Origin of the sequence: Saccharothrix sp. NRRL B-16348 (assembly GCF_001280085.1) — a bacterium.
GTDB lineage: Bacteria > Actinomycetota > Actinomycetes > Mycobacteriales > Pseudonocardiaceae > Actinosynnema.
Genome location: NZ_LGED01000065.1, coordinates 1 through 1,074, shown reverse-complemented (window position 1 = coordinate 1,074; position 1,074 = coordinate 1). Strand labels below are relative to the sequence as shown.

2 protein-coding genes are annotated in these 1,074 nt (G+C 72.0%); both read right to left on the bottom strand.

The features are described 5' to 3' along the window. Positions 1–196 (bottom strand): helix-turn-helix domain-containing protein (locus ADK67_RS08920; protein ID WP_157620025.1); only part of this gene is annotated, 196 nt, incomplete at its 3' end. Between the two features lie 601 nt (positions 197–797). Next, positions 798–1,074, bottom strand: a 277-nt coding sequence (locus ADK67_RS08915; protein WP_231648085.1) for a zinc finger protein, incomplete at its 5' end; no start/stop codon positions are given.

Genomic DNA, 1,074 nt, shown 5'->3' with positions numbered 1-1,074 from the left:
GGCACCACAGCGTCGGTTCGGATGCCGCTGCGTCGGTGGTGCCTTCTTCCAGTCGTCGTACGGTGTCGGGGGATTGGCCGCTGCGTGCGGCGAGTTCGGCGATGGACAGGCCGGCGGCTTCGCGGGCGCGGCGCAGTTCGGTGCCGAGGACACGGCCGCGCAGCGTGGGCTGCGGTTGGCCGTCGTTGTGGGTCATGTGCACGTTCTCCGGGCGTTGTTGGTGGCGGCGTTCATGGGCGGATGCCGAAGGGCATCGGTCAAGACCGGTGGGGCGGCAGGGGTGCGGAACCTGCCGCCCCGGTGACCGGCGTCGGTTCGGCGCTCTGCGCACAGCGGTCACGTGGGGCGGCGTGATCGGGTGTGGGCGAGCGGCGTGCGGACCGGGCCGGGTGGTTCAGGGGGTGGGACGGCGTCGGGTGGTCCGCTCCGGTGAGTACGGCATCTCGGGAAACGAGCCGCCGTGGTGGTCCGGTTTCGTGTCGTCGCGAGTCGGTGGCGTGGCCGGTGGGTGAGTGCGTCGTCGCGGGCGAGTTGGAACTCCAATAGCGCCCGGCACGGCACGGGTGTCCGGCGCCACCACCGTCCGGCCCGGCAGTGCCTGCAGTGGCCGTTGGCGTCCGGAACGTGCTGTGCGAGCAGGGCGTGCAGTCCAGCGACGAGGCCGGGTAGTTCGCCACGCGCCATCACGGCGGCTGTGTGGTCGTCGCCGTCCAGCACCACGTTGACCACCGCGTCGTGGTCGGACCGGAGTCGATCGCGCAGCGCGGCGAACACGACATGGTTGTTGCCCGCCACCCTCACGAACGTCCTCCGACCTCGGCGCGCCGCGCCTTGGCGACGGCCGGACGGCTGTCACCGGTTCCGCGTGGCCGTGGGAACACGGGGATGCCCTCGTGTTCGCGCCAGGCCACGTCGCAGCCGTGGCAGGTGGGCCAGCAGCCGTCGGGGTTCCTCGGCGGCGGGTCGTGCGGCACCGTCAGTTCGACACCGCACAACGTGTTGCCCGTGTCGTCGGCTGCCAGCGTGTCGGGGATCGCGTGTCGCTGCCCGTCGTAGGGCAGCCATCGGAACGCG